Annotated in this window: 24 protein-coding genes and 2 tRNA genes; 9 read left to right on the top strand and 17 right to left on the bottom strand. The window is 66.6% G+C overall.

Annotated features, from left to right (window positions below):
- The first annotated feature begins 10 nt into the window (after window positions 1-10).
- A complete protein-coding gene (locus BGP17_RS18560; RefSeq protein WP_286713085.1) occupies window positions 11-811 on the top strand; it encodes a transporter in 801 nt (266 codons plus the stop codon).
- 25 nt (window positions 812-836) lie between these two features.
- Here BGP17_RS18560 and BGP17_RS18555 read toward each other — a convergent pair whose 3' ends face one another.
- Window positions 837-2,603 (bottom strand): methyl-accepting chemotaxis protein, encoded by a 1,767-nt coding sequence (locus tag BGP17_RS18555; protein ID WP_286713084.1) that lies wholly within the window; start codon window positions 2,601-2,603, stop codon window positions 837-839.
- A gap of 143 nt (window positions 2,604-2,746) precedes the next feature.
- Complete coding sequence (ettA, locus tag BGP17_RS18550) at window positions 2,747-4,426, bottom strand: energy-dependent translational throttle protein EttA (RefSeq protein WP_137864789.1); 1,680 nt, start codon at window positions 4,424-4,426, stop codon at window positions 2,747-2,749.
- A gap of 212 nt (window positions 4,427-4,638) precedes the next feature.
- Here ettA and BGP17_RS18545 point away from each other — a divergent pair, with 212 nt between their 5' ends.
- The 3 genes from BGP17_RS18545 (at window position 4,639) to BGP17_RS18535 (ending at window position 7,896) form a co-directional block, all read left to right on the top strand.
- Window positions 4,639-6,021, top strand: coding sequence for a M20/M25/M40 family metallo-hydrolase (locus BGP17_RS18545; RefSeq protein ID WP_286713081.1), 1,383 nt, complete (start codon window positions 4,639-4,641; stop codon window positions 6,019-6,021).
- A gap of 184 nt (window positions 6,022-6,205) precedes the next feature.
- A complete protein-coding gene (locus BGP17_RS18540; protein WP_086129506.1) occupies window positions 6,206-6,439 on the top strand; it encodes a hypothetical protein in 234 nt (77 codons plus the stop codon).
- A gap of 128 nt (window positions 6,440-6,567) precedes the next feature.
- Window positions 6,568-7,896 (top strand): dicarboxylate/amino acid:cation symporter, encoded by a 1,329-nt coding sequence (locus tag BGP17_RS18535; protein ID WP_286713079.1) that lies wholly within the window; start codon window positions 6,568-6,570, stop codon window positions 7,894-7,896.
- Between the two features lie 11 nt (window positions 7,897-7,907).
- On the opposite strand, the gene BGP17_RS18530 is transcribed toward BGP17_RS18535, so the two are convergent.
- From BGP17_RS18530 to BGP17_RS18515, 4 genes are all read right to left on the bottom strand, one after another.
- Window positions 7,908-7,984: transfer RNA gene (locus tag BGP17_RS18530), tRNA-Pro, on the bottom strand.
- A 75-nt stretch (window positions 7,985-8,059) separates the two neighbouring features.
- Window positions 8,060-8,136 (bottom strand) — tRNA-Ile (locus BGP17_RS18525).
- A gap of 25 nt (window positions 8,137-8,161) precedes the next feature.
- On the bottom strand, window positions 8,162-9,142 hold the full coding sequence (locus tag BGP17_RS18520) for a polysaccharide deacetylase family protein (protein ID WP_286713077.1): 981 nt from the start codon (window positions 9,140-9,142) through the stop codon (window positions 8,162-8,164).
- 37 nt (window positions 9,143-9,179) lie between these two features.
- Entirely contained in the window at window positions 9,180-11,420 is a 2,241-nt protein-coding gene (locus BGP17_RS18515; RefSeq protein ID WP_286713075.1) for a sensor histidine kinase, read from the bottom strand.
- Window positions 11,421-11,600: 180 nt separating this feature from the next.
- Between BGP17_RS18515 and BGP17_RS18510 the strand changes: the two genes are divergently transcribed.
- Window positions 11,601-12,062 (top strand): Lrp/AsnC family transcriptional regulator, encoded by a 462-nt coding sequence (locus BGP17_RS18510; RefSeq protein WP_086129504.1) that lies wholly within the window; start codon window positions 11,601-11,603, stop codon window positions 12,060-12,062.
- 56 nt (window positions 12,063-12,118) lie between these two features.
- Here BGP17_RS18510 and BGP17_RS18505 read toward each other — a convergent pair whose 3' ends face one another.
- Window positions 12,119-13,375 carry a hypothetical protein gene (locus tag BGP17_RS18505; RefSeq protein ID WP_167298736.1) on the bottom strand — a complete coding sequence of 419 codons (1,257 nt, stop codon included), beginning with the start codon at window positions 13,373-13,375 and terminating at the stop codon, window positions 12,119-12,121.
- 293 nt (window positions 13,376-13,668) lie between these two features.
- Here BGP17_RS18505 and BGP17_RS18500 point away from each other — a divergent pair, with 293 nt between their 5' ends.
- Together BGP17_RS18500 and BGP17_RS18495 are read left to right on the top strand one after the other, a co-directional pair.
- Window positions 13,669-14,178 carry a hypothetical protein gene (locus tag BGP17_RS18500; protein ID WP_167298735.1) on the top strand — a complete coding sequence of 170 codons (510 nt, stop codon included), beginning with the start codon at window positions 13,669-13,671 and terminating at the stop codon, window positions 14,176-14,178.
- The gene (locus BGP17_RS18495; protein WP_286713072.1) at window positions 14,178-14,648 is read left to right on the top strand and encodes a hypothetical protein; all 471 of its coding nucleotides are present in this window, start codon (window positions 14,178-14,180) and stop codon (window positions 14,646-14,648) included. The genes BGP17_RS18500 and BGP17_RS18495 overlap by 1 nt, the downstream gene beginning before the upstream one ends.
- Here the strand turns inward: BGP17_RS18495 and BGP17_RS18490 are convergent.
- From BGP17_RS18490 to BGP17_RS18455, 8 genes are all read right to left on the bottom strand, one after another.
- Window positions 14,602-15,081 (bottom strand): glutathione peroxidase, encoded by a 480-nt coding sequence (locus BGP17_RS18490; RefSeq protein ID WP_167298733.1) that lies wholly within the window; start codon window positions 15,079-15,081, stop codon window positions 14,602-14,604. The genes BGP17_RS18495 and BGP17_RS18490 overlap by 47 nt on opposite strands.
- On the bottom strand, window positions 15,078-15,674 hold the full coding sequence (locus tag BGP17_RS18485) for a GNAT family N-acetyltransferase (protein WP_286713070.1): 597 nt from the start codon (window positions 15,672-15,674) through the stop codon (window positions 15,078-15,080). The genes BGP17_RS18490 and BGP17_RS18485 overlap by 4 nt, the downstream gene beginning before the upstream one ends.
- On the bottom strand, window positions 15,671-16,336 hold the full coding sequence (gene lepB, locus BGP17_RS18480; RefSeq protein WP_286713068.1) for a signal peptidase I: 666 nt from the start codon (window positions 16,334-16,336) through the stop codon (window positions 15,671-15,673). The genes BGP17_RS18485 and lepB overlap by 4 nt, the downstream gene beginning before the upstream one ends.
- Entirely contained in the window at window positions 16,333-17,025 is a 693-nt protein-coding gene (locus tag BGP17_RS18475; RefSeq protein WP_286713066.1) for an ABC transporter ATP-binding protein, read from the bottom strand. The genes lepB and BGP17_RS18475 overlap by 4 nt, the downstream gene beginning before the upstream one ends.
- Window positions 17,018-18,268, bottom strand: a complete 1,251-nt coding sequence (locus BGP17_RS18470; RefSeq protein WP_167299401.1) for a lipoprotein-releasing ABC transporter permease subunit — start codon at window positions 18,266-18,268, stop codon at window positions 17,018-17,020. The genes BGP17_RS18475 and BGP17_RS18470 overlap by 8 nt, the downstream gene beginning before the upstream one ends.
- 359 nt (window positions 18,269-18,627) lie before the next feature.
- Window positions 18,628-18,948: a PilZ domain-containing protein gene (locus tag BGP17_RS18465; protein ID WP_167298729.1), complete on the bottom strand. Its 321-nt coding sequence runs from the start codon at window positions 18,946-18,948 to the stop codon at window positions 18,628-18,630.
- Window positions 18,949-19,010: 62 nt separating this feature from the next.
- A complete protein-coding gene (locus BGP17_RS18460; protein WP_286713064.1) occupies window positions 19,011-20,654 on the bottom strand; it encodes a pilus assembly protein TadG-related protein in 1,644 nt (547 codons plus the stop codon).
- An 8-nt stretch (window positions 20,655-20,662) separates the two neighbouring features.
- Window positions 20,663-21,112: a TadE/TadG family type IV pilus assembly protein gene (locus tag BGP17_RS18455; RefSeq protein ID WP_167298727.1), complete on the bottom strand. Its 450-nt coding sequence runs from the start codon at window positions 21,110-21,112 to the stop codon at window positions 20,663-20,665.
- A 365-nt stretch (window positions 21,113-21,477) separates the two neighbouring features.
- Here BGP17_RS18455 and BGP17_RS18450 point away from each other — a divergent pair, with 365 nt between their 5' ends.
- The gene (locus tag BGP17_RS18450) at window positions 21,478-22,302 is read left to right on the top strand and encodes a PAS domain-containing protein (RefSeq protein WP_243857140.1); all 825 of its coding nucleotides are present in this window, start codon (window positions 21,478-21,480) and stop codon (window positions 22,300-22,302) included.
- On the opposite strand, the gene BGP17_RS18445 is transcribed toward BGP17_RS18450, so the two are convergent.
- Together BGP17_RS18445 and BGP17_RS18440 are read right to left on the bottom strand one after the other, a co-directional pair.
- Window positions 22,296-22,985 carry a hypothetical protein gene (locus BGP17_RS18445; RefSeq protein ID WP_167298725.1) on the bottom strand — a complete coding sequence of 230 codons (690 nt, stop codon included), beginning with the start codon at window positions 22,983-22,985 and terminating at the stop codon, window positions 22,296-22,298. The genes BGP17_RS18450 and BGP17_RS18445 overlap by 7 nt on opposite strands.
- Before the next feature lie 156 nt (window positions 22,986-23,141).
- Entirely contained in the window at window positions 23,142-25,637 is a 2,496-nt protein-coding gene (locus BGP17_RS18440; RefSeq protein WP_286713062.1) for a TonB-dependent receptor, read from the bottom strand.
- A gap of 251 nt (window positions 25,638-25,888) precedes the next feature.
- On the opposite strand from BGP17_RS18440, the gene BGP17_RS18435 reads away from it, so the two are divergent.
- A complete protein-coding gene (locus BGP17_RS18435) occupies window positions 25,889-26,359 on the top strand; it encodes an Hsp20 family protein (RefSeq protein ID WP_167298723.1) in 471 nt (156 codons plus the stop codon).
- Window positions 26,360-26,592: the final 233 nt, after the last annotated feature.

Below are 26,592 nucleotides of genomic sequence, written 5' to 3'. Positions count from 1 at the left end.
TGTATCCGTCATGAAGCACGCGTTCATTCTGGCCGCCGCGACGCTCGCCGGGATCGGCACCGCCCAGGCGCAGGACCTGCGCCCGCTCTGCCCCGACCGCCCGGGGCTCGATACCCCCGCCTGCACGGTGGACCGGGGACATCTCGTGATCGAGAGCGGCGCGATCGATTGGTCGCTCGAACGCGATTCCGCCCAGCGCACCGACAGCTGGACCTTCGGCGACCTGCTGGTCCGCTATGGCATGACCCAGGACATGGAAGTGCAACTCGGCTGGACCGCGCTGGGCGCGGTGCGCACGCGCGACCGGGCGAGCGGCACGGTCACGCATGCCAGCGGCACCGGCGATCTCACCCTGGCGGTGCGCCGCAACCTCTCCCACCCCGACGGCTCGGGCTTCGCCGTGGCGGTGATGCCCTATGCCACCCTGCCCATGGGCGGCGCGACGATCGGAGCCGGTGACTGGGGCGCCGGCCTGATCGTGCCGCTCAGCTACAGCCTCACCGACAGGCTCGGCCTGTCGCTCACTCCCGAAGTCGACGCGGCGGTGGACGGCGACCGGCGCGGACGCCACCTCGCCTATGGCAGCGCGATCGGCCTGAGCACCGTCCTCACCGCCTCGCTGAGCAGCGCGCTCGAGTTGCAGGCGGTGCGCGACCAGGATCCCGCCGGGCACGCCACCCAGGCGCTGGCCAGCCTGTCCCTCGCATGGCAGCCGCGGCGCGATCTCCAGCTCGACGTCGGCGCCGTCGCCGGGCTCAATGCCGCCAGCCCGGATCTGGAAATCTATCTGGGGATCGCGCGCCGCTTCTGAGTCGGGCGCGATCCCCGATGGCGCTTCAGGCAGCGACCCCGCGGAGTTCGACGACCCGGCCGCGGCGCGCCGTGCCGGCCGCGCCACCGGTGCGGAAGCGGCCCGCCTGATCGGCGAGATTGCCCACTTCCTCGGCAAGGTTCCGCGAAGCAGCCGAAGTTTCCTCCACCATCGCGGCATTTTGCTGAGTCGACTGGTCCATCTCGTTCACTGCGGTCACGATCTGGGTGATCGCGGTCGACTGAGCCTGGTTGTCCGCCGCCATCGCGTCGAGCAGCCGGTGCACCGCGCCGACGCCGCCCGAGATCGCCTCCAGCGCGCTGTCCATGCGCTGTACGGCTCCCACGGCGGTGCCCACTTCGTCCTGGGTGAGCGTCAGTTGTTCGCGGGCCCGCTTCGCCTCTTCCTCGGCCCGCATCGCGAGCGCCGAGACCAGATCGGCGACCACCGCAAAGCCACGCCCGGCTTCGCCGGCGCGACCCGCTTCCACCGCCGCGTTCATCGCGAGCACGCGGGTCTGGAACGCGATCTTGTCGAGGCCCTCGATCACGTCATCGATGCCGCGCGCGCTCTCGCTGACCCGGCCCATCGCGGTGACGGCCTGCTCGGCAAGCGCACGACCGTCGCCGACCACCCGGATCGCGTCGTCGGCACTGCGCACCGTCTGGTTCGCCGCCTCGGCGGTGCCGCGCAGCCGCTCGTCCATCTGGGCGAGCGCAGCCGAAGTCTCCTCGATGCTCGCGGCATTGCCTTCGGTACGGCGTGCCAGGTCCTCCGACGCCTGGGCGATCTCTCGCGAGCCCGTCTGGATCGCCGTGGCGCCTTCGCTCACCGTGGCGATCAGGACCCGCAGAGCCGCGAGCGCGCTGTTGAAGTTCGCCTTCAGTGCCGCATAGCTTTCCGGGAATTCGGCATGGATCTCACCGGTCAGGTCGCCATCGGCGAGCGCCGACAGGCCCTGCTCCAGCGCGGTGGTGACGATCCTCTGCGTCTCCGCCGCCGCGGCGGCGGCATCGCGCTCCTTGGCGATCACCGCCTCCAGAAATGCATCGACCGAGCGGGCGATGTCGCCGATCTCGTCATGCTGGTCGAGATGCGGAACCTTGGCCGTACCGTTCTGGCGCGCAAGGCCGTGGATCACCTCGGCAAGGCCCTTGATCGGCGCGACGACCTTGCGGCTGACGATGTAGAAGGCACCCCCCAGCACCGCGAGCGCGACCAGGCCAAGCAGGATCACCACGGTGGTGGCGACATTCGCCAGGCCCAGCGCCCTGGTGGTGACGTCGCCGGCGACGCTGATCTGCATGTCGACCAGCTTGCCGACCTTTTCGGAGACGGGATCGACATCCGCATAGAGCTCGTTGGTGACGAACCGGTCGAGCGCAGCCCGGTCGCCGGCGCGCAGGATGCCCTCCAGCCGGACGACTCCCCCATCCGCCCTGGCGATCACCCCCTCGGCCTCACTCGCCAGCGCCTCTTCTTCCGCGGTGGCGTCGGTCGCGGCATAGCGTTTCCATGCCGCATCGACATCGGCCTTGCCCTTCCCGATATCGGCCGCCGCCCGGGCGAAGCTGATATTGCCGTTGCGCGCCTTGTGCGCGGCATCGGTGATGCGCACCGCATAATTGTCGGCGACCAGCTTCAGGTCCTTGAGCGGGATCACCCGATCGGCGAGCACCGTATGGAGCGCCGCGCGGCTGGCGGTCGCGGACCAGGAAAAACCCGCGATCAGCGCACCGAGGACGATGCCCAGCATCGTCAGCGCGGCGAGCAGCTTCTGCTTCAACGTCATCATTCAACTCCAAAACTTCGTAAATTACGAAATTTATAGAGCCGAATCGAAGTGCGGCATGGCGGGCGGGGAAAATCGCCGGGCAGAACGCCAGCCGGGCGCGGCGGCATCGGCCACCGCGCCCGGCTGGCGCGCATATGCGATCAGCGCGTCAGCTTCTTATAGGCCAGCGCGGTCGGGCGATCGGCAGCGTCGCCCAGGCGGCGGCGCTTGTCTTCCTCATAGGCTTCGAAATTGCCCTCGAACCATTCGACATGGCTGTTGCCTTCGAAGGCGAGGATGTGGGTGGCCAGACGATCGAGGAAGAAGCGATCGTGGCTGATCACCACGGCGCAGCCCGCGAAATTCTCGATCGCCTCTTCCAGCGCGCCCAGCGTTTCCACGTCGAGGTCGTTGGTCGGCTCGTCGAGCAGCAGCACGTTGCCGCCGCGCTTCAGCATCTTGGCGATGTTCACGCGGTTGCGCTCGCCGCCAGAGAGCTTGCCGACATTCTTCTGCTGGTCGGCGCCCTTGAAGTTGAAAGCGCCCACATAGGCGCGGGTCGACTGGTCGTGCCCGTTGATCTTCATGTAGTCGAGCCCATCCGAGATTTCCTCCCAGACGTTCTTCTTGTCGTCCAGGTGATCGCGGCTCTGGTCGACATAGCCGAGGCGGACGGTGGTGCCCATCTCGATCGTGCCTTCGTCCGGAGTCTCCTGGCCGGTGATCAGCTTGAACAGCGTGGACTTGCCGGCGCCGTTCGGGCCGATCACGCCGACGATGCCGCCGGCCGGCAGCGTGAACGAGAGATTCTCGAACAACAGCTTGTCGCCGTAAGCCTTGGAGATGTTCTCCACTTCGATCACCTTGCCGCCCAGGCGCTCGGGCACCTGGATGACGATCTGGGCGCCGCTCGGCTTGCGGTTCTCCTGACTCGCCACGAGCTGGTCGAACTTGGCGATACGCGCCTTCGACTTGGTCTGGCGACCCTTCGGACCCTGGCGGATCCATTCGAGCTCGTCCTTGATCGCCTTCTGGCGGCCGGATTCCTCGCGGTCCTCCTGCTCCAGGCGCTTGGCCTTCTTCTCCAGATAGGTCGAGTAATTGCCCTCGTACGGGAAATACTTGCCGCGATCGATCTCGAGGATCCAGCCGACGACGTTATCCAGGAAATAGCGGTCGTGGGTGATCATCAGCACCGCGCCGGCATATTCCTTGAGGTGATTCTCCAGCCACTCGACGCTCTCGGCGTCGAGATGGTTGGTCGGTTCGTCGAGCAGCAGGATGTCCGGCTTCTGGATCAGCAGCCGGGTGAGCGCGATGCGGCGCTTCTCACCGCCCGAAAGGTTGGCGACTTCCCAATCCGACGGCGGGCAGCGCAGCGCTTCCATCGCGATCTCGAGCTGGTTGTCGAGCGTCCAGCCATCGACCGCGTCGATCTTGGTCTGGAGGTCGCCCATCTCCTCCATCAGCGCGTCGAAATCGGTGTCGTCCTTGGGATCGCCCATCTCGGCCGAGATCGCGTTGAAGCGATCGACCATGTCGGCCACCTCGCGCGCACCGTCCTTGACGTTCTCCAGCACGTTCTTGGTCGGATCGAGCTGCGGCTCCTGCGGCAGATAGCCGACAGTGATGTGCTCGCCCGGCCAGGCCTCGCCCGAGAAGTCCTTGTCGATGCCCGCCATGATCTTCATCAGCGTCGACTTGCCGGCGCCGTTCGGGCCGACGATGCCGATCTTGGCACCCTGGTAGAATTGCAGGTTAATGTTGTTCAGCACCGGCTTGGGAGCGCCGGGGAAGGTCTTGGTCATGTCCTTCATGACGAAGGCGTATTGGGCGGCCACGTGGCGGTCTCCGTTCGCAGGTCTGGATATGCAGGAAGTTCGGGCGCGATGTAGCGACGGGACGCGGAAATGGCAACGCAGCGGTCATGCGCCTGCAATGCTGGGCTTCCCCTGCCGTCGCCTCCGCGGAACGGCCTGGCGCGGCCGCGGAAACGCAGCGGAAACCCGCGCCGCATTGCCGAACGTTTCGGCTGCGGCTAGCGTCCGCCGCCATGACCAAGCGCATCCTGCTCGCGGCCGTCGCCGCCCTCGCCCTGCCCCTTCCCGCCCTGGCCCAGGGCGCCGCGCACGATCCGGCGGCCCTGCGCGATGCGGCTCTCAAGGACGATTTCGCCTGGGAGATCACCGAAGGCCTCACCACCGAGATCGGCCAGCGCCTCGCGGCGACCGAAGCGGAAACCCGCGCCCGGGCCTGGGCAGTGAAGAAGCTCACTGCGCTCGGCTTCCGGAACGTGCGCATCGAGACCTTCCGGATGCCGCTCTGGGTGCGCGGCGCGGAGACCGCAGAAGTGGTCGGCCCCTCGGCGCAGAAGCTCGTTCTCGCCGCTCTCGGCAATTCGGGCTCGACCGGGCCCAAGGGCGTCGAGGCGGACATCGCCTTCTTCCCCACGCTCGCGGATCTCCAGGCCGCGCCGGCCGAGGCCGTGAAGGGCCGGATCGTCTATATCGGCAATACGATGACGCCCACGCAGGACGGCTCGCAATATGGCTATTTCGGCGGCGCCCGCCGGGCCGGGCCGAACCTTGCCGCCAGCAAGGGCGCGGTCGCCGTGCTGATCCGCTCGATCGGCACCGATCACCACCGCAATCCGCACACCGGCGTGACCAACTGGGCCAAGGACGTGAAGCCGATCGCCGCCGCGGCGCTTTCGCTGCCCGATGCCGACCAGCTGGAGCGGCTGCTCCGGCGCGGCCCGGTGCGGCTCAGGCTGCTGGTCACCCCCGAGTTCAAGGGCGAGGCGGAATCGGGCAACGTCATCGCCGAAGTGCCGGGGAGCGACCCTTCGGCGGGGATCATCGTGGTGGGCGGCCATCTCGACAGCTGGGATCTCGGCACCGGCGCGATCGACGACGCCGCGGGCGTGGCGATAACCACCGCCGCCGCCAAGCGGATCATGGATGCGGGCCAGCCGAAGCGCACGATCCGCGTCGTGTGGTTCGGTGCGGAGGAAGTCGGCGGCTTTGGCGGCGCGGCCTATGCCAAGGCGCATGCGAACGAGCGCCATGTGCTCGCCCAGGAATCGGATTTCGGCGCCGATCGCGTCTGGAAGTTCGAAGTGAACCTGCCCGAAGGCGCCAAGCCGATCGCCGATCGCCTGGCGACCGTCCTCGCCCCGCTCGGCATCTCGCGCGGCCGCGGCACGGCGCATGGCGGCACCGATGTCGGACCGATCATCAACACCGGCGTGGGCGTGATCGATCTCAGCCAGTCGGGCCTGCGCTATTTCGACTATCACCACACGCCCGACGACACGCTGGACAAGATCGATCCGGAACAGCTCCGCCAGAATGTGGCAGCCTGGACGGCAATGCTCGCGGTGACGGCGAACGCGCCCGAGGATATCGGGCCGATCGCCAAGGGCGGCGGCGAGTGAGGGAACCCTATGGCGGCCTCGCTCATTGATGGCCGCCAATGGGCAAGATTTGGGCAAAAAAATGTCCTAAATTTTGCCATCGGGTGAATTTGCGATTGACGCATACGCAACGACCGCTATGCCAGCGGTTCGCGACGGCAATCGGGCCGGTTGCGAAACGTTTGAGTTCCTTTAGGAGCACCACATGAAGAAGATCCTCATTGTTGCTGCGACCGCCGGCCTGATGTCGCTCGCGGCTTGCAACGGCGGCACCACCAACACCACCGCCGAGAACGTTGCCGACTCGCACGAGGCGAATGCCGCTGCGTACGAAGCTGCTGCCGACAACACCACCAACGCCGCCGCCGAGGCGACCCTCGAGAACGCCGCGAACGTGGAAGAGAACAAGGCCGACGCCGCCACGGCGAACGCGCACTGATCTCCGTTCGGCGCCGGCCATCCGGCCGGACCGAGGAATAGGAAGGGCGCTCCCGAAAGGGGGCGCCCTTTCCTGTTGGGGGCAATCGCGCGCTCCGCTATGCCCGGTCGGATCGAGGGGAAGGAAGAATGGGCGCAGTAGCAACGAGCCAGGCCGGCAAGCCGCAGCGCTGGTGGCAGATGCTCTATGTGCAGGTGCTGATCGGCATCGCGGCGGGCATGCTGGTCGGCGCGATCTGGCCTGCCTGGGGCGCATCGCTCGAATGGCTGGGCCTCGCCTTCGTCAACCTCGTCAAGATGATCATCGCGCCCGTGATCTTCCTTACCCTGGTGACGGGCATTGCCGGCGCCCGCGAATTGGGCTCGCTCGGACGCGTGGTCGTGAAGGCCTTCGCCTATTTCCTGTTCTTCTCCACCCTGGCGCTGATTCTGGGCCTGATCGTCGCGCATGTCGTCCAGCCCGGGGCGGGCATGCACATCGATCCGCATGGCCTGAGCGAAGCCAAGGTCGCCGGCTTCGAGAAGCAGGCCCATGAGACCAGCATCACAGGCTTCGTGATGGCGATCATCCCGACCACGCTGGTCTCGGCGCTCACGGCGGGGTCGATCCTCCAGGTCCTGTTCGTCGCCATCCTGTGCGGCATTGCGCTTGCCAGCATCGGCGAGCGCGCCCGCCCGCTGGTCGACCTGCTCGAACAGGCATCTGAAATGGTGTTCCGCATCGTCGCCATCCTGATGCGCGCGGCGCCCGTGGGCGCGTTCGGCGCGATGGCCTTCACCATCGGCAAATATGGCGTGGAATCGCTGCGGGATCTCGCCTGGCTCGTCGGCACCTTCTATTTCACCTCGGCATTGTTCGTGCTCGGCGTGCTCGGGATCGTAGGCTGGCTGGCCGGCTTCTCGATCTTCAAGCTGCTCCGCTACATAAAGGCCGAGCTGCTGCTCGTCCTTGGCGCCTCCTCCTCCGAAGCCGCCCTCCCCGCGCTGATCGACAAGCTGGAACGCGCCGGTTGCGACAAGGAAGTGGTCGGCGTGGTGGTGCCGGCCGGCTATTCGTTCAACCTCGACGGCACCAACATCTACATGACGCTCGCTGCGCTGTTCATCGCCCAGGCAACCGGCGTGCACCTCTCGCTCGGCGAGCAACTCATCCTGCTCGGCACCGCCATGCTCACGTCCAAGGGCGCGGCGGGCGTCACCGGCGCGGGCTTCGCGACACTGGCCGCGACCCTGATGGTGGTTCCCTCGATCCCCGTGGCGGGCATGGCACTGATCCTCGGCGTCGACCGCTTCATGAGCGAGTGCCGCAGCCTCACCAATTTCATCGGCAACGCCGTGGCGACGATCGTGGTGGCGCGCTGGGAAGGCCGGCTCGACCGCGAAGCCTTGCGACGCGCGCTCGACGGCACGGCCGACGCGGCGCCCGCACGCGCCGCCATCGAAGTCGATATGGGGTGAGGACCGGAAAATGGTCGGGGAGACAGGATTCGAACCTGCGACATCTTGCTCCCAAAGCAAGCGCGCTACCGGGCTGCGCCACTCCCCGACGCGGATTGCGGCCCTAGGCCGTGATTGCGAACTACACAAGGCAATAGCTTCGCCATTGCCCGCGATCCGCCGCTGGTGGGCCCGGCAGGACTTGAACCCGCAACCTAGCCGTTATGAGCGGCCAGCTCTAACCAATTGAGCTACAGGCCCCCAGCAAACCGGCCCTAGCGGAACCTCAGGCCGGGCCGCAAGTCGCCGCGACGATCTGATCAACCGATGCGGCGCGCACGCCCAGCCGGTCGAGCAGGGCGAGCACCTCGTCCCACCAGCGCAGGAATGCCGCCAGGTCCGCCTCGGTGCGCACATAGGGCGTGTGGCCCGGCTCCACCGAAGGCGAATGAAAGGCGAAGTTGAGCAGCCGCAACCCTTCGCCCACCGCGACGCGAATCGCCTCCCTGGCCTCGCCCAGCGGCATATCCTCGGGTGTGAGCGACACGCGCGAGAGCATACCCAGGCGCGACGCGATGCCGATCCCGTGCGGGAAACGGCCCAGGCTGCGATGCAGCCCCGCCCCGCCCCGCCGCAGGCGGCCGGTGAAAACCGTGGTGAAGGGCAGCTCGATCAGCTCGCCCAAGCGGAACGCATGATTGGGCACCGCAAGGAAATCGGGCCCGCCCTCCGCGGAATAATCATAGGCCGATCGCATCGAGCTATCGATCCGATAGCCGAGCTCGGCAAGCAGCGCCGGCGTCTCCGGCCCGATCCCGTAGCGGCCGGCGCGATAGACGAGCGGACGGCGCCCAAAGGCGCGCTCCACGGCATCGGTGAGCGCTGCCAGCTTGGCGCGCTGCAGGCCGATCGGGAGATTGCCCGTGAAGCTGTTGAATCCGTTCACTTCCTCCCGGTGCGGGGGATTTACCCAGGGATGGAGCTGGGTACCGATCGCCGAGCGCCCGTCCTGCATGACTTCGCGCAGCACGTCGATGGCGAGCGGCGAAGTCGCGATCGGATAGTCGACCAGATAGGCGAGCGGCACGCCCGCGGCGGCGAAGCGGGCATGTACCGCAGGCAGCGCGGCCATATGCCGGGTCCCGTCCGCATCGGAACTGAGCGGCGCACCCCAGTCGAACTCCTCCTCGGTGTCGACGAAGATGGTGAAGCGCGTGCCGAAATCGTCCGGCCAGTGCAGGCGCGCACCCGGAACGGGCGCGGGCACGCGGTAACCGCCGCGATCTGGAGCGTCACCCCCCACTTCAGCTTAGATGTGCCTGGCCCACCTGCTCGTTTACGGCGGCCGGAAGCCGCAAAGTCAAGCTTTCGCGGCCGATGACGAGCGTGCCGCCCAGTTCGCGGGAGAGGTTCCGGGCGAGCCGCAGCGCGAATCCGGTGCCGAGCAGCGTCGCGTCCTCGCGCTCATCGTCGATGTCGAGCACCGAATCGCCGGGATAGTCGGCAAGGGCCTGGGGACGATCGATGGTGATCGACACCATCTCGGCAGTCTCCAGCGCCATGTGTACGCCGATCCGTTCACTGTGCCCGCTGGCCGAAACGAGCGTTGCGAGGAGGCGCGCCAGCAATCGCTCGACCGCGCGGCGATCGCCGGTGACCGAAAGATCGGCGATCGGCAGCGCGATCACCGAGCCGCGCAATTCGGCAAGCGGCGCGAGGTCGTCGACGATCGTCGCGAGCACCGGCCGCAACGCGATCTGGCCGGGCACGAGCGAAAGCGCCGCGCTGTCGATCCGCGCGGCGAGATCGAGATCGTCGATCGCGCCAAGCAGTTCGCGCGCCTGGGAGCGGATCACCTGGGCCCGGTCGCGATAGGCATCGCCCACGGGGCCGAGCATCTGCGCCTCGATCATCTCGGCAAAGCCCGCGATCGCATTGGTCGGCGTGCGCAGTTCATGGACGAGCTGGCGGAGTGAATCGGCCGGCATCGCCGGCGCCGGCGCAGTGCGCACCGGCTCGGCGCGTTCGTCGACTCGCGGCCGGCGCGCGGTTCCGCGATAGCCGGTGAAGCGGCCATTGCCGGGATCGAAGACCGGGATGGCCGAGATCAGCCAGTCCCCCGCAGCATCGGATTCGCCTTCCACCGAAAGCCGGGCATTGGAGAAGCCGGCGCGGCGCCGGAAAGCCCCCGCGGCGACACCATCCACGCGCGATGCCTCCGATACGCCGGGAGCAGCCTGGCTATCGAGCGATACGCCGATCAGCGGCGCACGGCTGACGCCGTCGACCCAGCGGATCATGCCCTTGGCATCGGTCTCGAAACGGAAGTCGTCGGCCGGGCGCGGTGCGGGCGGGTCCTGCGGGCCGGTTTCCTCGCGATGGCGCCAGAACGCGTCGATCCGCGCCACCACGTCGGCAATCTCGAAGGTGCCGTCGTCGTCGCCCGCGGCTTCTGCCGCAATCTGCCGCACTTCTGCGACCAGGCTATCGCTATACTCCATGGCCGGACCCTGCGCCCCTGCCTCCGGCAGCGCAATCGCTTCGGCGGAATCGGCTGACTCGTCTGTCCCGGATTGGACCGGGCGGATCGGAATTTCGGCCTCTTCAGCTACTTGCGCCGCCGAAGCGGTGATCGACGGCGCCAGGCCGGCAAGTGCGACGAAGGAAAGGTCCTCCACCAGCGGAGGGGCCTCCGCTTCGGGTGCGACTTCGGGCTCGGGCACCGGCACGGGCCCGATATGGGCCTGCGGCTCCGCCAACCCGGAGTCGACCGGATCGAGGTCTTCGGCCGGCAAGCCCTCCCTCGCTTCGGCGACTGGAGCGGCGACGGGCAACCGGCCCAGCAATGCGGCAAGGGTCGCCTCGTGCGCCGGCAACCGCTGGGGAGTGGTGGAACTCCAATAGACCAGGGGCTTGCCCTCGGCCTCCGGCGCGGCTGCCGCCATGGATTCGTGCGAGTCCGCATTCGCTGGGTCGAGATGCTCGACCGCCTCAGTCTCGGCCGGCACCGGCTCGGCCGGGCGCGCGTCGACGACCTCGGACCAATCGATTGCCGTCACCTCGGCCATCACTTCCGGCTCGGCGGTCACGGTTTCGACCGGGACTTGCTTCACCGTCTCGTCGGGCAGCACGAAATCGATCGGGCCGAAACTCTCCAGCGCGCGACGCACCGCCGGGCTGAGGTCGCGCCGATTGCGCAATATCGCGCGTGCAGCCGGTGCGAGTTCGGGCAGCAGCTGGATCCACTCGGCCGAATTCATCCGCGCACTGCGCAGCACGGGCAGCGCCACCTGCAGCTCGTCGAGCGCGAACAGGCGCACGAGCGGCGGCGGCGGATCGGCATGCTCGAGGGTGCGGGCGCTGGCGGCACGCACCGGCAGCGGCACGGATTCGCGAATCGTGCGGAGCACGCCCATCGCACGATTGCCCGCAACGGCACGGCGACGACCGATCAGGTCGACGAGCTGCCGCCAGGCGGACTGGACGCCATAAGGCGTGCCCAGATCCGAGGCCAGCACCGTCTCCAATGTATCGTCGAAGCGCAACGCGTGCCCACCTTTACCCGGCGCAGCAACACGCGCCGTAAGGAATCCTTAACCCGTGAAACGTCGGTTCGGAACTGTCGATTTCGGCACGTCGCATTGTGGGACAATTGCGTTGCGGCGTAATAATATTATGTCTAAACGCAACACACGGAAACGAATCAACAGATAGAAGGAACATAAATGCGATTCGACGATATCGACGTACGGATCCTCGGCCTGTTGCAGGACAATGGCCGCATGACCAATGTCGAGCTTGCCGAACGCGTTGGGCTGACGGCGCCTCCCTGCCTCAGGCGCGTGCGGGCCCTGGAGCAGCAGGGAGCGATCACCGGCTATCATGCCGCGCTCGATCCGGCCGCACTGGGCTACAACCTTACCGTGTTCGCCATGGTGAGCCTGAAAAGCCAGGCGGAAGCAGACCTGCGCGCCTTCGAACAGATGATGGCCGACATTCCCGAAGTCCGCGAATGCCATATGCTCAACGGCGAGATCGATTTCATCCTGAAGATCGTCGCGCCCGACCTGCAGAGCTTCCAGCACATCCTGACCACGCGCCTCACCCCGGCGCCGAACGTCGAGCATGTGAAGACCTCGCTCACCATCCGAACCTCCAAGGCGCTGCCCGGCGTGCCGGTCGCCTGATACGAAAAGGGGCGGCATCGCTGCCGCCCCCTTCCCTGTTCGGCGCGAAGCCGCGCTCAGCTGAGCGGCGGCGTTTCGAGCGAGACCTGCCAGAGCAGCGCGACATTGACGTACGGGCCGGTCTTCACCGCCTGGAACGCCGTCTTCGCCTCTTCCTTGCGGCCGAGACGCTGCAGCGCGATGCCGCGGTGCAGGTTGATCTCATTGGCATCCGCACCGCCCTTGGCCAGCGCAGCGTCGTAGAGCTCGAGCGCGCGCGCATTGTCGCCGGCGGCGAGCAGCGCGTCGGCATTGCCGGCACCGCCCTGCTTGGCCAGGACGTCGAGCGACGGGCTGCTCTTAACACCGGCCTGGGCCGCGGTGTAGGTGCGGTTGCCATCGGGGTCGGTCGTCGGCAGCTTGCCGTTCTTGCGCCCCTCCTCGATCACCGAGATCGCTTCCCAGGGCAGGCCCGAGGACTGGGCGGCATAGGCATAGTCGGCATAGTCGCCGCGATCGGCGAGCGAGTTCGTGATGCGGCGAAGACGATAGAGGTCGATGCGCTCGGTCTTGGCGGCCCGATCCGAGCCCTTGGCGCCCTGGCCGAGCACTTCGATCGCCCAGCGCCAGTTCTTCACTGCCGGATAGTCCTTCAGATAATAAGCGAGCCAGTCATAGGTCGCCTCGCGATTGCCGGTGGCGGTCACCTTCGGAATGGCGAACTGATACCAGGCCTCCGGCGCCTTCTGCCCCGTCGATTTGGCAAATTCGATCGCATTGCGCGCTTCGGCGGCGGCCTCGGCATTCTTGCCGGTGGCGGCGTAGGAATTCGCCAGCATCAGCGGAATGTCGACGTTCTTCTCGCCCAGCTGGCGCGCCTTGGTCATGTAGTTGATGACGTCGGCATGCTTCTTCTGCGACGCGGCGGCCTTGCCGAGCAGGAAGTTCAGACGCGCATTGTAGGGGCCCACTGCGTCCGGCGCGCTGCGCGGGCTGGCCACCAGCACCTGCAGCGGCGCGATCTGGCCCGCCTCGTTGCCGCGCCCGAGCTCGAGCTGCAGGCGCATCGAGGCTGCGAAGAATTTCTCGTCGTCATTCTTCGCCGCAGCTTCGGCAGCGGTGATCTGCGGTTCGGCGGTCGCCCAGTCCTTGGCCTTCACCGCGGCTTCGGCGGCAGCGGCGGGCTTGCGGAATTCATCGCTGACCTGAAGCTGGTTCGCAGCCGGGGCGTTCTTGTCGTCCTTCTTCTTCTGCGCGGCAGCAGGGGCCACCGTCAGCGCAGTGGCGCCCAGCGACAGCACGGCGGCCAGCGCGAGCTTGGAAGCGAAGTTCATGCGAAACTCTCCTAAACGGGGAAAGGGCGGGGGCTTTCGGCGCACCTCTAGTTGCCCCACACGCGCCGTTCAAGCCGATCCCCGTCGCCGATGCCGGTTCTGCGATGAACGTCATTTTAACGGCCGGGCTCTCCCTGAGGCGTCGGAGGCCCTCGCCCGCCCTTCCCGGCTCTGCAATCCAACGGCCCGCCCCACAATTCGAACGACTCGTCCGCATATTTTGGTTGATGTGCGTTAACCCTGTGGATAAGTTTGTGGACAGCACGAGTAACTCGTTGCGTTGGAGGGGTAAAATGAGTTCCCTGTATCTCGGGTGCGCGCTTTGTGAAGTCGATGCGGAAGGCAATGTCCTGCTTGCCGACACCATGGCCCGGACGCTGGGTCTTCCCGCCCCGGAGGAGCCCTTGTTTCTCTCAACCCACGAACGCGATCAGTGCCTCGTCGGCTATGCCAGATCGCATCTCCAGGAGATTCGCACGCGTACCGAGCGCTGGCGCCTTGCCGACGAGGATGCCGGGCGCGATGCGCAACGGCATCATGAGCGCATGCGCCGGCTGTTCGGCATCGTCGAGGTCGCGCCGCGCAGCGAGCAGGGGCTGATGCTCCCGGCGGTGATGCGCCATCTCGGCCGGATCGAGAGCATGGCGCTGATCGTGGGCACCGGCGACCGGTTCGAAATCTGGAACCCGCGACTCGCGGTGACGCATGTCGACGGCCGGTTCCGCGAGCTCGCCAGCTGGCAGGTCATGCATCGCCGCGCGCCCCGCGCCGGCTCGCGCCGCACCCGCCCGGTCCGCCGCTGATGGGCGCGCTGCGCTGCCGGCTGCTCGGCCATACCGCGATGCCGACGCATTATCGCAGCGGCGAAACGGAATTCTCGCTGTGCATCCGCTGCGGCGACGACCTGCTTCGCGCGGTCGGGGCGGAGGAATGGGAAGAGGTTCCCGCCGGGCAGAAAGTGGTCTGGCGGCGGCGCGACCGGGGCGGCAGCGCCGCGGCAGTGGCCGAACGGATGACCTTGCCCCCTGCCCCGCGCCGCCATCGCCCGCGCAACGAACCGCCGATCGAGGCGCGCGGCCAGCGCCGCAGCCGTCCGCGCCGGGCCGGCGCCGTGATGCTGCTGGGGCTCACCGGTCGCTATGTAGTGGCCGGCCTCTTCGATCGCCTGCGCCGCCCTGCCCGGCCGGTGCCGCCGCAGACGCGCCTGCTTCCGGCACCGGGCCGGATTACAGCAGCTTCTCGATCTCGGGGCCAATCGCGTCGGGGCTGGTAGTCGGCGCGAACCGCTCCACCTTCGTGCCCGTCCGGTCGACGAGGAACTTGGTGAAGTTCCACTTGATCCCCTTCGAGCCGAGCACGCCCGGCGCCGCAGCCTTCAGCGCATCGAACAGCGGCGCCGCATCGGGGCCATTGACGTCGATCTTGGCATAGACCGGAAAGGTCACGTCATAGGTGAGCGAACAGAAATTCGCGATCTCCTCCGCATCCCCCGGCTCCTGCGCCCCGAACTGATTGCAGGGAAAGGCCAGCACCGAGAAGCCGCGATCCCTGTACTTGCGGTGCAGCGCCTCGAGGCCGGCATATTGCGGCGTGAAGCCGCATTTCGACGCGGTATTGACGATGAGCAGAACCTCGCCGGCGTGATCGGCGAGCGTGGTCTCCGCGCCGCCGGGCTGGCGGACGGGAATGTCGGTGATCGCAGTCATGCGGCCTCTCCTTCGTAGCGGGCCATCAGCAGTTCGATATTGCGGCGGACGCCGGGCCATTCATGCGCCAGGATCGAATAGACCACGCTGTCGCGCATATGGCCCTTCAGGATCAGATGGCCGCGCAACACGCCGTCCATCCGCGCGCCCAGCCGCTCGATCGCGCGGCGCGAGGCCTGGTTGAGGAAATCGGTGCGGATCTGCACGCAATTGACCTGAAGCTCGTCAAAGGCATGGTGGAGCAGCAGGTATTTGGCCTCGGTGTTGAGCCCGGTACGCTGGACGCGTGGCGCATAGAGCGTGCCGCCGATCTCGACGCGGCGATGGCCCTCGCTCATCCGCAGGAAACGGGTGGCACCGGCGATTCGCCCCTCGGCATCGAGCACGGTGAACGGCAGGCTCCGCCCCGCCGCCACGTCATTTTCGATCCGGTCCATCCAGGCGTCGATGCTGGCATCGTCGGGCACGGTAGTGTGAAACAGATGGCGGAGCCCGGCAAAGGCCAGGAGCAGGCCGACACGATCCGCGCGCGCCATCGGGCGAAGCGTGACGTGACGGCCGGCAAGCGTCGGGACCTCGCGCCAGGCCGTCATTTGTCGATCCTGGTGATCGGGCGATCGAAGCGCCCCGGCAGCGCCATCGACCAGGCTATGAAATCGACGCGCCCAAGCACATCGCTCTCCGGCAGCATGCCCACACCGAAGCTCTCGGGCGGGAACCTGCTGTCCGAGCTGTTGTCGCGATTGTCGCCCATCACGAAGAGGTGCCCGGCGGGGACGACGACGGCGGCGAAATCGTCCTGGCGCGTGGCATGCTGATCCAGGATGGCATGCGGCTGCGCCTCCCCGGGGAACTGTTCGAGCAGTTTCCGGGCGGGCGAGCCAAGCTCATCCGCGGTTCCCATGCCGATCTGCTTCTGCGGCACCGGCTTGCCGTTGATCGAGACGATGCCGCCCGCCAGCGCGACGCTGTCGCCGGCAAGCCCGACGACGCGCCCGACACGCTTCTCCTCACCCAGTCGATAGACGATGACCTCGCCACGCGCCGGTCCCTTCGGGCCGAGATCGCGCGGATAGAATCGATCCCCCACCTCGAGCGTAGGCCGCATCGATTGCGAGGGGATGTAGAGCGGGCGGAACTGGCGCCCGGAGTCGAAGGCATGGCGTGCGACCGGCCAGGCAAACCAGATGCCCGTTGCCAGCGCGAGCGTTCCGAGCCCCAGGGTGACCGGGATCCAGCGCTCGCGATGCTTCACTCCAGATGCCCCTCGTGCAGCCGCACCACGCGATCCATCCGGGCGGCAAGGCGCTCGTTATGCGTCGCGATCAGCGCGGCCGAACCCTGGGTGCGGACCAGGCCGAGGAATTCGGCGAGCACCTTGTCCGAAGTCGCCTCGTCCAGATTGCCGGTGGGTTCGTCCGCCAGCACCAGCGCCGGCTTGTTGGCCAGCGCCCGGGCAACGGCGACGCGCTGCTGCTCGCCGCCCGAAAGCTGGCTCGGCCGGTGCGTCAGCCGGTGTGCGAGGCCGAGTGCGGTGAGCAGCTCCTCCGCGCGCCTGTCCGCATCCGCGCGCAACGCGCCGTGGATCATCTGCGGCAGCACGACATTCTCAAGCGCATTGAAATCCGGCAGCAGGTGATGGAACTGGTAGACGAAACCCAGATGGTCGCGGCGCACCGCGGTGCGGCTCGGGCTGTCGAGCTGGGCGGCCTCCTTGCCGACGATCCGGATCGATCCCTGGAAGCCGCCCTCGAGCAGGCCGACGGCCTGGAGCAGGGTCGACTTGCCCGAGCCCGAAGGGCCGAGCAGCGCGACGATCTCGCCCGGCTGCACCGCGAGGTCGATGCCGCGCAGCACTTCGATTGTCTCGCCACCCTGGCTGAAGCTGCGCTTGAGGCCGTGCGTCTGGAGGACCGGCACGACGCGTCCCTCAACGTCACTCATAGCGCAGCACCTGCACCGGATCGGTGCTCGCGGCCTTCCAGGCCGGATAGAGCGTGGCCAGGAAACAGAAGATCAGCGCCATCACGCAAATGCCTATCGTCTGGAACGGATCGGTCTTGGCCGGCAGCTCGGTGAGGAAGCGCATCTGCGGATCCCAGATATTCTGGCCGGTCACCAGCCCGATGAACTTCACCACCCCTTCCCGGAACGTGATGAAGAGGAAACCCAGCACGCCGCCCGCGGCCACGCCAAGCGCGCCGATCGTGGTGCCCACGGTCACGAAGATCCGCATCAGTCCGCCGCGCGTCGCGCCCATCGTACGCAACACCGCAATGTCCCGCGTCTTGGCGCGCACCAGCATGATCAGCGAGGAGACGATGTTGAACGCCGCGACCACCAGGATGATCGAGAGGATGGTGAACGAGACGGTGCGGTCCACCGCCAGCGCCTCGAACAGCTCGGAGTTCATCATCCGCCAGTCGGTGATCTGGCCGACGCCGCTCACCTTGTCGTTCAGCGGCTGAAGGATCTGCGCCACCCGGTCCGGGTCGACAGTCTCCAGCTCGATCATCGAAACGCCGTCGCCGAGCAGCAACAGGGTCTGCGCGTCCTCGATCGGCATGACGGCGAAGACCTTGTCATAGTCGTAGACGCCCACCTCGAATATGGCGGCGACCTTGTACTTCACGATGCGCGGCATGGTGCCGAAGGGCGTCGCCGCTCCGGCGGGATTGAGAATCGATATCTCGCTGCCCACCGTGGCCCCCAGCGATTCCGCCAGGCGCGAGCCGATCGCGACCTGCTCTCCCCCCGGCTTCAGGCTCTTGAGCGATCCGACGACTTCCTTGCCCTTGAGCGTGGGATTGCTGAGGATGTCCTCCATCCGCATGCCGCGCAGCTGGATGAACTCCGCCCGGCCATTATAGGTGGCGAAGAGCGGCTGCTCGATCAGCGGCGTCGCGCTGGTGACTCCGGGCGTCTTTCTCGCTTCGTCGAGCACCGCGCGCCAATTGCGCAGCTGGCCGCCATAGCCCTGGACCACGGCATGGCCGTTCAACCCGGTGATCTTGTCGAACAATTCGGCGCGGAAGCCGTTCATCACGCTCATCACCACGATCAGCGCGGCAACGCCGAGCATGACGGCGACAAGGCTGAACCCGGCGACGACGGCGATGAACGCCTCGCTCCGCCCGGGCAGCAGATAGCGGCGGGCGATCATCCGCTCATAGCGTGAAATCAACAGCATGCGGGCCTTGTAACTCGCCGGGAAAACAGGTCTCCTGCCGATCTAGGGCAGATGGCGGCGAATTCCTACTGCCAACCGCTATGTTGCCGATTCAACACAGGGTGAGACCAATCTGCGCCTACCCCTTGTAATGCCAGTGACAAAGCGGGTGCGTGCGCCTAGCAAAACTCCTGTCGAAGCGCAGGCGAAAGGCCGTGGTTCGGGGAGGCTCCAAGCCCCGCTCGTAGGCAAGTACGAGTGTGCGGGCTGGGCCTGACAAAGGGGGCTGACGAGCATTCGTCACGCAGGCGCCCGGATCGGAAACGGTCCGGGCGTTTGCCGTTTTCGGCCCGTTGGAAATCCCCGCCGTTTCGGCGCTATTCCGAAAGCGGGCGATAGCTCGCCTGCTGCTCGGGCGTGGGCAGGCTGATGATATGCGTGACCACGCCAGGATGCAGCGGCGCCAGGAATTGCAGGCCGGCCGCGGCGCGGTTGCTCCAGACCACCCTGGCGGGCAGCGGTTTGAAACCGGGCAGCCGCAACACCGTTTCCATCCCCAGTTCGAGGAGGAAACCGGTCTCGAGCCGACAGCCCAGGCGCGAAATCTCGACCAGGCGCACGTCCTGGAAGCAGAAACGGGATTCCTTCACCGCAACCGCAATCGATACCGGCCAGCGCATCGCCTCACGCCGGTCCACGCCCTGCGTAATCTTCAGTCCTCTTCGATCGCCACGCATTCCCCAACCCCGACTCTAATCCCCTACCCAACCAAGATCGGCTTGCCGCAACGCAGCCCGTTCACGCGAACATCGGCCTGCCCGACACTGACTCCGAGAAGCCCGGTGAGACTGCCGAGCAGCGAATCGAGCGGCGCCGCCGCCCCCTGAAGCACCGTCCCCACCGCCGCGGTGACCAGCGATAGATTGATCCCGATCCCCAGCGTGTTGACCTGCAGATCCATGTCGCGGACCAGCGATGCCGCCACGCCGGCGGCGATGTCGTTGGTCGACACGGTATGCGTCTTGCCGGCGGCGATCTCCTGGGCGGTGAACGTCACCTGCTGCGCGCCCGCGCCACCCAGATTGACGTTCGACTGGCCGGTCACCTCGGCGAGCAGCAGCACTTTCACCAGCGTCGTCCGGCGGGGGGTGATCGCCGTGCCGAAATTGCCCAGCGATGCGGTATCCACGTCGCCGATCGCCACCTGCCCCGCCGAGGTGGTGACGTCGAGGCCGACCGTGGCAGTCGCCGGCGTCGGGCATGAGATGCTCCGCAGCGATGCTTCGGCCTTGGCCAGTTCGACGAAGAGCGGCAGATGGATCGAAGCCGCGCCCAACAGGCCCGCACCACCCACCTTGGTGTCGACGTACAGGCGAGTCTGCGCCGTGCGCACCTTCACGCTGCGGTCCTTGGCCACTGCAAGCCAGGGCGACTGCGCCGGCCGCTCGCCGATCGCCAGCGACACTTTGGTGGAGAGGAGCCCCGGAACGCCCGCCGCGAGATCCAGATCGACCTGACGCTTGCCGGTGGCGATCTGGAGCATCTCGCGAACGAGCGCATAGCTATCGGCCTCGATCGGGCGCGAGGGATCGGTCTTGGTCTCGCCGGAGAGCGGACCGAGGTCGATGATCTTGGAGAGCTGCACGGTGACCGGCGGCACGCGCGCGGCGATTCCGCGCAGCGCCGATTGGGCGCTCGAGTTGCCCGTCGCCGCCGCCAGGGCATTGAGCGCCTTGGGCAGGCTGACATTGGTGGCAAGCGTCTCGCCAAAGGTCAGGCCCTGGAGACTGGCCTGGGTGCGCAGCGCGTCGATGAAGGCAAGGAGGTCCACATCCGCGGTCACCAGCCCCTGCGCGTCCATCACGTTGAGGTTCAGCTCGGTCCCGGCGAGTCCCGAAAGCAATTGGCCGGGCAATCCACCGCTCACCGATGCCAGACGCGAGCCGATCGAAAAGGAAGCGAGGTCCACCCGCGCCGCCGTTGCCGTCACCGACACGCGCGCCGTGGGGCGTCCGGTAAGGAACTTGCCGAAGAACAACGGCACGTCCCGGCCCATGACGAGGCGGACGGCGTTGCCGTCGCCGGACGCGACGAAACGCGCGGCCGGTGCCACGGTGCTGTCGGCGGAATAGGTGCCGCGTTCCAGCTTCTCGATGTTCGCGTCGCTCGCCTGGTTCGCCGCCATTGCCTGGCGCGCCGCGGCATCCGCCGACTGGCTGTTCGCCGCACTCAGCGCCGCCGCGTCCGCAACACCTTGCAGCCGCCTCTTCTCCAGATAGAGCGAGCCGGTATCCACCGCGAACGCCGCCGATCCCGCCAGCATCACGAACCCGCCGGCGAAGAGCATGGTGACATTGCCGCCACGATCGACCCTGAAGCGGCGAAGGAAGGACCGGATGGCCATGGCGCACCTCATGGGGCGGTGAGCGTCACGGTCGAGCTGCGCTCGATCACCTTGCTGGGCAGCGGCACCAGCTTGATCGAAAGCAGCGGATCGTTCGACGCGTCATAGGAGAGGTGGACCGTCAGGGTGCGCCCATCATCGTCGATCAGCGTGTCCATGCGCTCGGGCTTGAGCGTGCCGGTCTTGCGCAGATTGGCATCCAGCGCGGTGCGCGCCAGAGCGGCGCGTTCATTGGGGTCCAGCCCGCCGACCGCCGCACGCGCCGCCTCGTTCGCTGCCTGCTGCACGCTGTTGGCGCAGAGGAACCAGCCACCATAGGTGACGATCCCGCAGATCAGCATCAGAAGGATCGGCAGCGAGAAGGCCATCTCGATCGCGGCCGCACCGCGCCGTTCGCGCCACAGCCCGCGGCCGGCGCGGAGCGGCTTCTCGGCCAGGGAAGGCGAACGCGAACACATGCGCGATTCTTCGCACAGGAGAGCTTCCAAATCGCTCGCACGCCTGCCGGCACGATATCCGGATTTTCAGTAAACCTTGGCCGCGAAGGCACGAACCCAGAGCCGCCCGGATCGGGACGATCCCCTTGATTTTTCACACCATTTTCGACCTAGGCGGTCTTGATTTACGTTAACTTTGTTGTATTCTACATGTCAAACTGAAATTGAGCAAATTACGCAATTCTCGAATCTACTGCGGTCGCAACGTAAAAAACTGCCGTCGTCCCGAAAACGTTCGAGAGCATTCAATTATGCAACGCTCATCAGTGCAGACTGTTTCATCAGCTGAACTTACGCGCAATTTCGCATATTGGCAGGACCGCGCCATGCACGGCCCCGTCACGATCACCTATCACGGACGTCCACGCTACGTGCTGCTGGCAGCCGAGAGCTGGGATGCCGAGCATGCGATCGGCGAACGGGACGGCACGCATCGCGAACTCGAATATCAGTTCCTCGTCGAGCATATGGACGGCGGGCTGCTGGTGATCGATCCCGAGTTGAAGGTCACCGATGCGTCGAGTGCCGCCGCGCTGATCCTGGGGCGCACACCCCCTGCGCTGATCGGTTCGCCGATCACCGATGCTCTGCCCGCTTCCACGCACGCCACCATGCTTTCCAGCCTGCGGCACGTGCTGCGCAGCGGCGAGCAATCCCAGTTCGATCTTGCGCTCGACGAGGAGAGCGGCACGCGGCTGCGCATCCGCGCCTTTCCGTGGGTGGAGGGCGTCGCGCTGCTGGTACGGGTCAGCTATGAGGGCGACGAGGAAGCCCGGCTGGCCGAGCAGACAGCGCTGGAAAAGGCCCGCGCGGCGCATGGCCGGATCGAAGTGATCCGCCTGACGGTGCGCGGCACGGTTACGATGGTCGAGGCCGAGTTTGCCCGGATGGTCGGGCTGGCGCGGGAACGCATCCTGGGGCTTCGCTTCGTCGACCTGCTCGCGGTGCGCGACCGCACCGTTGCGCGCGATGCGATCGAGCGCGTGCTGAGCGGCCGTTCCGAGGCGGAGGCATTCGATGCGCGGCTGCTATGCGGCGGCGCCGAGGAGATCGGCGCGCGCGTCTCGATCGCGCCGCTCGCCAGCGGCTATGCCGTGGGCGGAGCTATCGTGATCGTCACGCTCGATCCGAACACGGAAACGGTTCAGTAGCAGGAAGGTCGCTGCAGCGCCGCAGTGCGCGAGATCGAGCGCTTGAAGGTTCCCACCACCTGGTTGGTGAGGGCGTCGGTACGGCTCGCTTCCGCGCTGAGGCGGCCGCAGGAGAGCGTGACGCCTGCCCAGGTCACTGCCCAGCCGATGCGCGGATTGCCGATATTGCCGCCCTCGAGCGTGACATTGCCATGGATTTCCGCCGGGGCGCCGCCATCGATCTGGACGCGCGCCGCATCGTTGAGCCGGGCGGCCCAGCCCCCGTCCCCGCCTTCGCCGGGCCGCAGATCGATACGCGCCGGTGAAGCGGAACTGCGCCTTGCCCCGCCGACGACCTGCTCCTCGGGCATCGCGACGCCGCCGGGGCGCCCATTCGCGACGGCGGAGACGATCTCGCTCACCTGCTTCACCCCGGTGATGTCGCCACGCACCGCCACGCCGAGCAGCACCGTGATCACGCCGAGGACCAGCGACACGCGGACGCCATTGGGGATGGTAAGCCGCGAGAGCACCAGCACCGAGATGCAGAGCGACGCGATCAATGCGACATTGGTATAGCCCGAGGGCGCGAAGGCGGAAGAGTTCACCCAGATCAGCCCGCCGCAGATCTGGCAGGCAGAGACCAGCGTGGCGAGCAGGCCCGCATTGCTGAAACTCGGCAAGGATCCCGTGGCTACACGCATGATCTTCCCAATATAGGAGATCGGGATACTTGATGTTGGTTAAGCTTCGCTCAAATTGTCCGGTGCAAATCGACAAGAAAAGAAGGGAGGCGGTGCGGGCGCCGCCTCCCTTCCCCAACCTCCCCCGGCCATGGCAGGAGGTCAGTCTCGCAAGGTTCAGAAGCTCTTGCTGATCGTCAGGCCATAGGTCCTCGGATCGCCGGGCTGGCCGACGACCAGGCCGGTGCTGCCCGACTGGACCGAAAGCAGCTCGAAATAGCGCTTGTCGAAGACGTTGCGGACCCAGCCATAGATGTTGAGGTCCGAGCGCCGCCAGCCGAGGCGGACGTTGGACAGCGAATAGGCGTCGATCCAGGTATAGGCGGAGGGCGACGGGTTGGACGAGAATCGCGAGCGCCAGCTGCCATCATAGCCCAGATAGACATTGCCGTCGCCCACGGGCTGGCGCACTTCGCCGCCCCAGCTGAGCGACCATTTCGAGATGCCCGGCAGCACCTGGCCCGAAATGTCGCAAAAGGCAGGGCTGCGGCCGCCGGGCGTTCCCGCCGGATCGGTGACCCCGCCGGGCGCGGTCGCGGTGCCGCCGGAAAGCTCGGGCGGGCACGGCGCGTTCTTGAAGTCGGTATATTTGGCGTCGGTATAGGCACCGTTGAAATAGAGATTGAGCCGCTGGCTCGGGCGCGCCGCCAGGTCCCATTCGAACCCCCGCACCCGCACCTTGCCGGCATTGGCGAGATAGCCGCGGATCACGTTGATCGCGTTATTGTTCACCGTCGCCTGGTAATCCTTGATCTCGGTCCAGAAGGCGGCGGTATTGAAGGTTACCCGACGATCGAGGAATTGGGTCTTGAGACCGATTTCGAAGTGATCGACCTTCTCGGGCTTCACCGTCTGGGTGGAGAGATCGACGCCGGTACTGGTCGAATTGAGCGGCAGGCCCGAAAGGTTGATACCGCCCGACTTGAAGCTGCGCGCATAGGTCGCATAGGCATGGACGTCGCGCGACACGTCATACGAGACGGTGATGTCGCCCGAGACGTTCCAGTCGCTGAAGCGCGGGCTGTAGCGCTGCGGTGCCAGCGTGTTCAGCTGGTCCGCGGTCGCCGTACCATTCGCCAGCAATGCCGCGACATTGTCCGCCGTCGCGACATAATTGTAGCGCGCGTTGTGAATGCTGACGACGGCCTCGTAGAAGCCGGACTTCTTGTCATAGTTCAGGCGCAGGCCCGGCTGGATATGGAGGCCGTCCACCGGCTGCCAGTTGAGCTTGCCGAACAGCGCGAAGCTGGTGTTGTCGAAGTTGATCGTGTTGGTCGAGGTCAGCCCGTTCAGCACCAGCGGATTGCAGGCCGCCGCCGTCGCCGTCGCGCATCCGGTGGCTCCAGGCGGAACATTGCCGGGGTTGAGCAGCCAGCGGCTCGCCGCCGAACCCTGGACCTGCGAGCCCTGGGTGTTGATCGTCTGGTGGAAGAAGAAGGCGCCGAGCGTATAATTCAGCCGGCCGTCGCCGTTCGAGCTGAGCCGCAGCTCCTGGCTGACCTGCCGCTGCTGCGACGGGTTCTGGGAGATGGTGGTGATCGGCAGGCCGGTGAAGTCGCGGTCGTTCTTCGGCTGCCAGTCCCAATAGCGCCATGCCGTGACCGAAGTCAGCGTCGCCGGGCCGAGATTCCAGTTGGCGACCAGCGAGGCGCCGCCGATTTCCTGGCGCGACTTGATCTGGGCATCGAGATCGGTCTTGCGGTCGAACGGATCGGTGCTCGGCGGCGCATAGCCGAACGCCGCCGCCAGTGCCGCATATTGGCGGGACAGCGGCCGCTGGGTGGCGCCGACCCGGGCATAATATTGCACGCAGCACAGCGGGTTCTGGAGGTTCCAGTCGCCCGCCAGCGTGAAGTCGAGATCGTCGTTCACCTTCCAGAGGAGCTGGCCCCGGAAACTGCTCGTGCGCTGTTTGTGGAGATCCTCGCCGGTGCGGACATTCTCGATCGTCCCCTCGCGGCTGGTGACCGCGCTGGAGATGCGGATCGCGAGCTTGTCGCTGAGCGGGCCCGAGACCGAGGCCTTGGCCGAGATCAGGTCGTAATTGCCCAGGCTCAGCTCAACCTTGGTCTCCGGCCTGAAGCTCGGCGCCCGCGTAGTGATGTTGATCGCACCGGCAGTAGTGTTCTTGCCATAGAGCGTGCCCTGCGGCCCGCGCAGCACTTCCACTCGCTCGATATCGACGAAATCGAAGGTCGAGGCGCCGATGCGGCCGATATAGACCTGGTCGAGATAGAAGCCGACGCCCTGCTCGATGCCGTCATTGGTAAGGCCGAAGGGCGCGCCCAGACCGCGGATGTTGATCGCCGAGTTGCGCGGGTTGCTCGAATAGAATTGCACGGCGGGCAGCGAGGTCTGCAGCCGGTTGAGGTTGGTGGCGCCGGTCTGCTCGATCGTCGAGCCGCCGATCACCGACATCGCGATCGGCACGTCCTGGGCCTTTTCCTCGCGGCGACGCGCAGTGACGACGATCTCGCCGCTGCCGCTTTCCTGCGCCGGCCTGGCCTGCCGCTCGTCCTTGGCGCTCGCGGCAACCGGATCGTCGCGCAGCGCCCCGGCGGGTGCCGGCGCGGTACTCGCCAGAAGCAGCAGTGAAAGCGAAGCAAGGCTCATCATCATCCCCTTTGGCCGTGTCGCGCCTAATCTCCACTCATTTGATGGATATTAGCGAACAAGGAGATGTTTAGCGATCCCTAGCCTGGGTTGACCGGCGATAGCGGCCCGCGTTCCAGCGCATCTTGAAAGCCATGCGATCCAACACGATCTCAATTTCAGGCGGTGCCCAGCAGGGGCCGCCGGCCCGGCGTCGCGGGTCACCGGACGCCAGGCACATCGATCAATTCGCTTCGCATGGAGGTCTTGATATGCGTCAGTTCGATTTCACACCCTTCCGCCGATCGACCATCGGGTTCGACCGGCTGTTCGACCTGCTCGAGGCCAGCGCCCGCGCGCAGGCTTCCGAGAATTATCCCCCGTTCAACCTCGAGCGCGTCGCCGAGGACCGCTACCGGATCACGATCGCCGTCGCCGGCTTCAAGGCCGACGAGATCGACATCACCGCGCAGCAGAACCTGCTGCTCGTGGCCGGCAAGCGGCGCGAGGAGAACGAGAACAACCAGGGCGCCTATCTGCACCTGGGCATCGCCACCCGCAGCTTCGAGCGCCGCTTCGAACTGGCCGACTTCGTCCGCGTCGAGAGCGCCGACCTTGCCGACGGCCTGCTGGTGATCGAGCTGGTGCGCGAAGTGCCCGAGGCGATGAAGCCCAAGAAGATCGCGGTGAATGCCGGCGGCCAGCCGCGCCCGATCGCGCACCGCGAGGCCGACGCGGCCTGACGGACCGACCATGGCTCGCGACGTCTTCCTCCCTTTGGACGTCGCAGCGGGGGGCGCCCGGACCATGGTTCGGGCGCCCTTTGTCTTGGGTGCGGGAAACGGCCCTTCCGGGCACGCAAGTTCGCCCCGGTAACTGCGTTCCTCTCCCGGAGGGGGAGGCATGTGGGCGGCACTTGGCATCGCCGCATGGATGCCGGATGGGCATCGCCCGAGTTCGCAAGCGATACGATCAC

The organism is Sphingomonas sp. 67-41, from assembly GCF_001899725.1.
GTDB classification, from domain to species: Bacteria; Pseudomonadota; Alphaproteobacteria; order Sphingomonadales; family Sphingomonadaceae; genus Sphingomonas; species Sphingomonas leidyi.
The sequence above is the reverse complement of the archived record's forward strand: the minus strand, read 5'-3'. Positions and strand labels throughout refer to the sequence as shown.